Origin of the sequence: Cellvibrio sp. ARAG 10.3 (assembly GCF_051846955.1) — a bacterium.
Taxonomy (GTDB): Bacteria; Pseudomonadota; Gammaproteobacteria; order Pseudomonadales; family Cellvibrionaceae; genus Cellvibrio.
In genome coordinates, this window is record NZ_JBPYCU010000028.1 from 22464 (window position 1) to 31711 (window position 9248).

4 protein-coding genes are annotated in these 9248 nt (G+C 55.7%); 2 read left to right on the forward strand and 2 right to left on the reverse strand.

Going from position 1 to position 9248, the window contains the following annotated elements:
• Positions 1-672: 672 nt before the first annotated feature.
• On the forward strand, positions 673-6159 hold the full coding sequence (locus tag ACSV5M_RS20820; RefSeq protein ID WP_439178715.1) for a PQQ-dependent sugar dehydrogenase: 5487 nt from the start codon (positions 673-675) through the stop codon (positions 6157-6159).
• Positions 6160-6177: 18 nt separating this feature from the next.
• Positions 6178-7563, forward strand: coding sequence for a DUF1552 domain-containing protein (locus ACSV5M_RS20825; protein ID WP_439178718.1), 1386 nt, complete (start codon positions 6178-6180; stop codon positions 7561-7563).
• 139 nt (positions 7564-7702) lie between these two features.
• On the opposite strand, the gene ACSV5M_RS20830 is transcribed toward ACSV5M_RS20825, so the two are convergent.
• Both ACSV5M_RS20830 and ACSV5M_RS20835 read right to left on the reverse strand, forming a co-directional pair.
• Positions 7703-8593: an NAD(P)/FAD-dependent oxidoreductase gene (locus ACSV5M_RS20830; protein ID WP_439178719.1), complete on the reverse strand. Its 891-nt coding sequence runs from the start codon at positions 8591-8593 to the stop codon at positions 7703-7705.
• 71 nt (positions 8594-8664) lie between these two features.
• Positions 8665-9108, reverse strand: coding sequence for an Rrf2 family transcriptional regulator (locus ACSV5M_RS20835; protein WP_439178721.1), 444 nt, complete (start codon positions 9106-9108; stop codon positions 8665-8667).
• Between the last annotated feature and the right edge of the window lie 140 nt (positions 9109-9248).

The window sequence follows — 9248 nt, forward strand, 5'->3', positions numbered from 1 at the left end:
ACGCTGGGTATTGAGTGTAAATGAATTAAATACAAACAAACATGATGGAAATATGCAGGTGCGGGTAAAGGGACGTGCCGATTGATATTGCGTGCTGTTATATGTACCGCTGACATTTAGTGATGCAGCCAACACAAGTGACATGCTGCATACGTATGCACTTATAAAAATACACACTTCCTAGAATTATTCGCTGTTTATAAAGAATTTTATTACATAAAGATCGTGACAATTTGATGTCTGTCACGGGTTATTGAATACGTATTCATATTGCTTGCTGTTAATTTGATCACCTATATTGCTTAGACGCTAAATAACAATAACGTTTTGCCAGTGCCCACTGGCTAGTGTGTTTTTAATCAAATCGTCTGCGGGTTCGATAGGTGCCCACGGATATCCAGCTTTCATAATCTTTACGGCAGTTACATTGCCGACAGCAGTGCCATAAGCAGTACCGAGGATAACGCCGAGCAGCCTGGCGGCAGTAATTTTTTGCCGGATGCAAATACACAGACGATTGCACGCGCTGCCAGCGCCGTGGGGCGAGCTATTGTCTGCAGGTCGACAAGCAACACCATTACATGAATAACAATAACGATTTCCGGGTGAATAGCAGAAAAACGTGCCGTACTGCATGCCTGGTTCCTACATAGGAAAATACAGGAAAAATTTATGCCCGTACCACACCTGACACCCTGGTTCAGTCGCCGTTTTTTTCTTGCTTTTTTATTTTTATCCGCATGGGCCAGTGCACAAACCTGGCCGGAAGCACATCTGCGTGGTACGCCGAACAACTGGGCTGCCAGCGCAATGAGTTGGAATAGCAGCACCGGTCTGTGGGAAACACAATTGACATTTGCCGGCACCAACCCGCGTTTTAAAATCAGCCGCTATGCCAATAACTGGAATGAGGCCTATCCCGCACAGGATTACCCGGTTACCCAGGGCGAAGGCGACTACAAAATTACCTTTGATGACGCAACAAAAACCATCAGTGTGATGAAGGTAGCGCAAACGCTTTCGCCCAACACAATTTTTTACAACAACCCCGGCAATCACGCCAACCCCTCGATCTATTTCTGGAATCCGGTACCCTCCGGCTCTGTGAGCCCTTTGCCCGCCTGGCCAGGCAGCAGCATGACCCGGCGCGGCAATTTTTATTGTTTTGATTTCAGTGAGCGGTTAAATAACGGCGTGATGCCTGCGTCGATGGGCGTTATCTTCAGCAACAACGGCGGTGCGCAAACCAATGACCTGACATTCAATGGTGCTGGGTGTTACGAAAATGGAAATTGGAAAAGTTTGCAACAATGTGGCTTCGCGTTAATCGCCGATGGTTCCTCATCAAGTTCCATGGCAAACCAATCGAGTAGTGCGAGCCAGATGAGTTCAGGTCAGCAGAGTTCAAGCCAGGTAAGTAGTGTCATTTCATCCAGTTCAAGCTCACCCATCAGTTCGGGTGCACCTTTCAATTTTCCCATTACCGGCAATGTCTCCGGTGGCGACTACCGGTTTGAGAAAGCCTACCCCAATCTGGACGATCAGTTTCCCTCACCAGTGATGGTATTACCTGACGGTGTGAATGATTTGATTTATGTAGTTGACAAAGTCGGCACCATCTTTGTGTTTCCCAATGACGAAACTGTCACCAAAGCGGAAGTGCGCACGCTGCTCAATATCAACAACGTCGTGCGCAATTATCACGAGCAGGGTTTGTTGAGTATGGCGTTTGATCCGGACTACGCCAGCAACGGTTATTTTTATATTTATTACATCCACGGCACTGACGATAACGAACGCGCACCCAATGGTCTTTTCGGCGATGCGATCCTGGAACGCTGGACGGTAAACGATCCTTACAATCCCACTGCTTTGATACCCGATTCGCGCGTGGAAATTTTACGCGTGCCCCAACCCGGCCCGGATCACAAAGGCGGCATGATGCAATTCCATGCCGAGGAACATTATTTATACCTGAGTATCGGCGACGGTGCTTATGGACACAGCGCTATCACGTCTTACCCGGTGGACCCGCGCACCAACAACAACGCGCAGATCACCAGCAATTTGCTCGGCACCATGATCCGCATCGAATTGCTCGACACGCCGGTCGACGGAAAATATTACGCGGTACCGCCGGATAATCCGTTTGTCGGTAATCCTGATTTCCGCCCGGAAATCTGGTCCTATGGCCATCGCAATCCCTGGCGTTGGGCTTTCGATCCGGACGCGCCTTACACCATCTGGCAGACCGAAGTAGGGCAGTCGGGTTTTGAAGAAGTGAACCTGATCCGGAAAGGCAAAAATTACGGTTGGCCGGTGTGCGAAGGTTTAACCAATCGCGGTGATCTGGGTGGCGACCCCGCAAAAAATTGCAGTACCGATTTTGAACCGCCGCGCGATGGCTACAACCATCCCACCGGTTATTCCATCATCGGCGGCGTGGTGTATCGCGGCAATAAATTACCTGGTTTGACGGGCCGATTTATCTTCGGCGATTACGTCACCAAGCGTTTGTGGTCAATTGTCGACGGCGAAGCAAAAGAAATTATCAGCGAAGCCTTTCCGGAAAATATTGTGTCCTTCGGCACCGACTTAAGTGGCGAAGAGTTATTGGTGTCCACCTACGGTGTGGAATACGGCGGGCGTTCAACGATTTATCGCGTGGTGGATGACGCGGCGCAAGCGGCAGACATTCCCGCGCACTTATCGGCCACCGGTTTATTTGCCGACCTGGAAAATCTGATCCCGGTCAATGGCGTGATTGAATACGCACTCAACAGCAACGGCTGGTTCGACGGCGCGCAGGCGCGGCATTTTATGGCCATCCCCAATAACACAACCATCGGCTTTGATCCGACCCAGCCCTGGGATTTACCCGTGGGTTCGGTGTTGGTCAAACACCTGAGTATTGCCACGGAAAATAATCCGCAGCAACCCTTTACGACCTCGGTGTTGTTTCGCCAGGACAGCGGTTGGCAAGCCGCAAATTATCACTGGAATGCAGCGGGTACGGATGCCAATTTGGTAACCGAAACCAGCAACGTGATGGATGGCGGAATGATTAACCGCGAACGCGCTGTGCAATCCGCCGCCGATTGCGGTTCCTGCCATGTGGGCAGCGGCAGTAAAGATCCGCTCGCGGTCAACACGCGTCAACTCAATCGCACGTTTGATTATCAGGGCGTGAGTGACAACCAGCTGGTGGTGTTCGATCGCATCGGTTTATTCAGCGAAGGCATCGATCATCCGGTGGCTTACGAACAGTTTGCGGCGCTCGATAATGCCACGGCGGATCTCACCGCGCGCGTCAAAGCCTACGCCAATACCAACTGCGCACACTGCCACAACAGCAGCTTTATGGACATGCAGTACGACACCCCGCTGGCGGACATGCGCTGGATCAACCAGGCCACCAGCGGCGGCAAGTATCGTGTGCGCCCCGGCAGCACCGACGACAGTGTGGTGTACATCTACCAGACCAGCGACGGTAATCGCATGCCCAAGGGCTCGCGCTACACCAACCCGGTGGCGGAAGCCGTGTTTGCGGAATGGATTAACGGCCTGGATACCAGCGGCAACTCATCCAGCTCAAGCTCATCGAATTCGTCGGCGGCAGCCATTACCGCGCTAGAGATCGCGCCCGCCAGCGTCGCACTGGCCGACGCACAACAACTGGTGGCCTACGGTGTGCGCAGCGACGGTATGCGCGTGAATCTATACGGGCAGGTGAGTTGGCAGATGGTGAGCGGTGCCGAGGTGGCATCAGTGAGTGCAAACGGACTGCTCACGCGCCTGGCCGCTGGCACCGCAGAGGTCGAAGCCTATTATCAGGAAATGACCGCGACCCTGACCCTCGCTGGCAGCACGCCCGGTTTGCAGCTGCGCTTTGATAACGCCGCCGATTGGGCCAACGTGCGCATCTATTTGTGGACCGTCGTCAACGGCGCAAACCAGGTGGTAGCGCCCTGGCCCGGTGTGGCAATGAATGGCCCCGACACCGACGGCTGGTGGACTTACCCTGTGGAGCCGCAATACCTGCACAACGGCGCCATCAATGTGATCTTCACCAACGGAAGCGGTGCGCAAACGCCGGACCTGAGCATCAATACCTCCGCCAGTTACAGCTACGCCAGCAACAGCTGGACGCCCTGGAACCCCGGCGGCTCGGGGGACAATACGCTGTATCGCCTGTCGGTGATCGGCGGCAGCACGCCGGACAATGAACGCGACTTCCGCGCCGGCACGGTGGTGACTATCGCCGCTGATGAAGCACCCTACGGCACCACGTTTGCTGGCTGGACCGGCGATGGTTTGCCCTATGTCTTTACCGATCCCACCCAAACCGAGGTGCAACTGGTGGTCCCGGCTCACGGCCTATCGTTACAGGCGCTGTTTGAGGGCGACACCCACGGCCCCGCGCGGGATCTCTATGCTGGCCAGTGCGCCAGTTGCCACGGCGAGCAGGGCAAGGGCGGCGTAGCAGCCGCACTCGATAATCTGCACGAAAGCGGCGCCTGGACGGTGGAATTGTTAGCGGATTACATCAGCATCTACATGCCGATGAGTACCGCCAATCAGTGTACCGGCACCAACCCCGGCGACTGCGCCTACGACATCGCCAGCATGATCATCGCCAATGCCTGGGACGCGCCGGACGCCTGTAGCGGCACCGACTGCCCGAGCGTGCAAAGCCTGGATGCGCGCAATTTACGTCTGCTGACCCGCACCGAATACCTCAACAGCGTGCGCGATATCTTCGGCATTGCCTTCCCCGATAACCTGATGAACCCGGCCCCGGCGGACGGCCGGTTGCGCAACTTTGAAACCGCCTCCTTCCTGATCGCGGACAACGAGCGCACCCTGGGTTACGAGATGGTTGCCGCGGAGGTGGCCGACCAGGCTATCACCGATAAAGGCTTTGCCGGCCTGGCGCCGGGCTGTAGTGATCACCCCTGCGTGGTGGAGCGGTTAGGCAAGAAGCTGTTCCGTCGCCCCTTGTCAAACGACGAAGTAAGTACTTACACAACCCTTTATGACAGCGCCGACGCCGGCCGCACCCTGGTACAGGCGCTGTTGATGTCTCCCCACTTTATGTACCGCTCGGAACTGGGCGTGGCAGACACAGATACCGGCCTCTACCGTCTGAACGACTACGAAATCGCGACCCTGCTGGCCTACACCTTCTGGGTCACGACGCCGGACGATAACCTGCTGGCCGCCGCCGATGCGGGCACCCTGGATATCACTGCGCAGGTGGAGCGGTTGCTGGCGGACCCGCGCGCCGAACGCGGCCTGCGGCGCTTTGCCTCGGGCTGGCTGATCGACAACCAATACGGGTTTGCGGCCATCCAGAGCCCAACGCTGATCGCCGCGTTCAAGGAAGAAACCCAGCGTTTCGTGGTGGAAGCGATCAAGGAGAACCAGCCGTTCAACGAGCTGCTGACCGCCAACTACACCTGGGTCAATGCCGAACTGGCTGCGCATTACGGCATGCCGACGGTGACGGACTGGACGCGCAGCTTCTATGCCCCTGGGGAAGCGCGCTCCGGCGCCGGTCTACTGGGACACGGTGCCTTCCTCGCCTCGCGTACCAACACGGTTAACCCGGCGCCCATCAAGCGCGGCGTGTATGTACGCCAGGCCTTGATGTGCCAGGAATTTCCGCCGCCCGCAGCGGCCGATTTCAATGTGGTCTTTGAGCCGAGCGACAGCAACCGCGATGCCACCGCGCGCCACACCAGCGATCCGGCCTGTGCCTCCTGTCATCAGTTTATCGACGGCGTAGGCTTCGGTTTCGAAAGCTTCGGCAGCGATGCGCTGTTCCGCACCATCGAAACCCTGGGCAACGGCGACACCCGCGCGGTGGACGCCAGCGGCGCCATTAAAAGCCTGAATTCACCGGAGACGACCCTCGACCCCAACAGCCCGGCGGTGCCCTACAACACAATCCCGGAACTGGCCGCATTGATTGCTGACAGCGGGCAGGGTGCGGCCTGCTACTCGCGGCAGTTCTACCGCTACACCCTGGGGCGCAACGAAACCCAACTCGATGAACCGATCATTCGCGCCTACAGCGCGAACCTGCGCGCGGGTGGCGGCATGCGCGACATGCTGATCGACCTCACCTTATCCGACAGTTTTATCTTGCGTCGTTAATTGCAGAGGACCATAACAATGACAAACTCCCACAATCGTTCGCGCCGCACGTTTTTAATGAACCTCGCACGGGCAGGCATGTTGCTGCCCTTCGCGGGGCAGATGCTCGGGCAACCTGTGCTCGCGCAAACCAGCGGCGCGCAGCGCGTATTATTTTTGTATTACCCCAACGGCGTAGTGCCCTACAACTGGCGACCGGTGCAGGACAACGGCAGCATCAGCAACGGTACTGAATTGAGTTTTGGCTTGGGGCCTTTGAAGGATTGGCACAATCGGCTGATCGTGTTTAAAAACCTGAATCTCGATATCGGCCAGGGCGCCGGTGCGCACTACAACGATATGCGCGGCATCCTCACCGGCAACAACCAGATCAGCGATGCCAGCGCTAGCATTGACCATTTAATTGCGGAGCAATTGGGCAGCGAAGGTGTGTTGAGTCTGGGTGTGCGCACCGGACCAAAATCCGACGCGATGATCTCCAAACCGCGCAACGTTGGAACCAATGCGCGGCCGATTCCGAACAATGATCCCGCCGATGTCGCGCAAAAATTAGCGGCGCGCATCGGTGATGCAGGTGGCGACGTGTCGGATCTAAAACGGCGCCTGTACGAAACAATTTTGGCGGATTTTGAAAATTTATCCGATGCAACACTGGAAGGTACACGGCAGGACAAGATTGACTTACATGCGAGCGCCTTGCGGCGGCTGCGCGATCAATCCGGTGTGCAGGTGGGGGAATGCAGTTTTAATCCGAACGTGCTCGCCGATCCCTATGCGCAAGCGAATCAACCGCTGACGCCGACAGAATGGCAAATGTTTCCGCACCTGTGCCGCGCGCAAATTAACAATATTGTCGGCGCGTTTTCCTGCGGCCTGCGTCGCGTGGCCACGCTGCAAATGTCCAAAGGCGATGAGAACGGCAACCTGGTGAATTACGCCTTCGATGAATGCTGGCAAATGGCGCAGGATGCCATTGCGCAAGGCATCAAACACGATGCCAACAGTGGCACTGTTGGCACCGTGACGCGCTGGTACAACGAACACGCCAGCCACAACGCCTCCCACCGCCCCGGCGATGTACCGCACACCGCGCAAGTGCGCTGGTATCACTCGCTCCTGGCTTACACCCTGCAACAATTACAAGCGAAAGGATTGCTCGACGATACCCTGGTGGTGATGTTCTCCGAAGTGGGCGACGGCTCCAAACACGGCGGCGCTGCCGGCGCAGTCACTCTGGCCGGCGGTGCCGGTAGTGCGCTGCAAATGGGCCGCATCATTTACGGCGGCGACGGCGTCAACAACGGCCAACGCGTGTGGGGCACACACGAACTCTTCGGCGATATCGCCCGCCTGCTCGGCGTCACCAACCTCCCCGAAAACCACTGGCGCACCGGCGTCATTTAATAAATGTTCTCGATACCCGTAGGTCGGATTAGCCGCAAGGCGTAATCCGACACCCCACTTTCCCACTGCGAAAATTTTCATACTTGCGCAGTGCATTGTCGGATTACGCTGCGCTAATCCGACCTACGGTACGGGTGGGTTAGTGCAGACCTTCGAACATGAGTGAGCGATGGGCGGCGGTGCCGGCGAGGACGCCGTCGGCAATGGCAAAGGTTACATTCCCCGCTGCGCGAGCCGCATCGCCGCAGGCAAACACATGGCGAATGCTCGTCTCTTTAAGTGCATCCGTTTTAATGATAAAACCGAGTGGACTTTCTTCCAGCTCGCAACCGAGTTGTTGTGCCAGCGGGCTTGATACCGATACCTGGCTCGCGACAAATAATCCGGCTAACGAAATCATGCGGCCGTCGCGCAGGGTGACGATAGCGCGACCGGAAATATCAGAAATTAACTCTCGTTCAATCGAGACATTGCGTGCAGCCAATTGCCGCCGCTGTTCTTCATCAGGTTCGAAGACGCCGTTGGTAAAAAAAGTGGTGATGCCCCAGTCCGGAATCATCAACGCCTGATGCATGGACATTGCACTGGTTGCAATCACACCCAGATGAGCGTTATTTAATTCATAACCGTGACAATACGGACAATGGAAAACAGATTGGCCCCAGCGTTCTTTTAATCCGGGAATAGCGGGAACCTCATCGCGTACACCCAGCGCCAATATCAAGCGCTTGCCGATAAAGGTTTTTTTGCTATCGGCTGTTACCACAAACTGTTCACCATCTTGTTCAGCTAATACGGCTGTTCCGTCGCGCCAGGTCACATTGGGATATTCAAGCAGTTGTGCTTTGGCATTGCTGGCGATTTCATCAGGTGTTTTGCCATCCTGGCCGAGCAAACCGTGAGACGCGCTGGCAAAACGGTTGCGTCTTATACCGGCATCAATCACCAGCACGGAGCGTCGGCCCCGCGCAAGTTGTAATGCAGCGGCCATGCCGGAATAACTGCCGCCCAGGATAATCACGTCGAACATCATCGCCTCCTGTTGTGGGTGAGCTGAAAAAAACGCATTGACCTTACAAAGGTTTTTACAGGTATTGAAAATTACGAACAAATACTTTTGCGCTTCTGCATTCGCCGGTAAAAATCTTTACTCAACTGAGCCAGCGTCACCTCACGAAAACGGCTTAACAATACTGTTTCGGCATCGTGAAAGGCTTGATTCATCGCCGCATTTACCGCCTCTTCCACCAGACAACCCGGCGACTCGGTGCGATTGCCCATGGCCAGCATCGTCGGCGAACCGAGCGCGATATAGATATCGTGGAGCGTAATCCGCTCCAGATCGCAAGATATCCGCCAACCGCCGCCGTGCCCCTTTTCAGAATGCACCAGATTCTGCTCACGCAACCCGCCGAGAATGCGGCGAATCACCACCGGATTGGTTTGCATCATCCTCGCCAGCGCCTCGGACGTCAGCGGTTCCTTGTGCTCCGCCATATGAAGCAGCACATGAAGAACACCGGAAAGCCTGCTGTCACGTTTCATAAAGGAAAACCGTATGTGGATGTCATGTAACAAATGTTATTACATGATGCGGCAACACACAACCCCGTAGATACCATCTCTCCGATACCACCACAAGCAACCCATCAGGCCGCTTGTGGTGAGTATGCTGTTTGATGCTT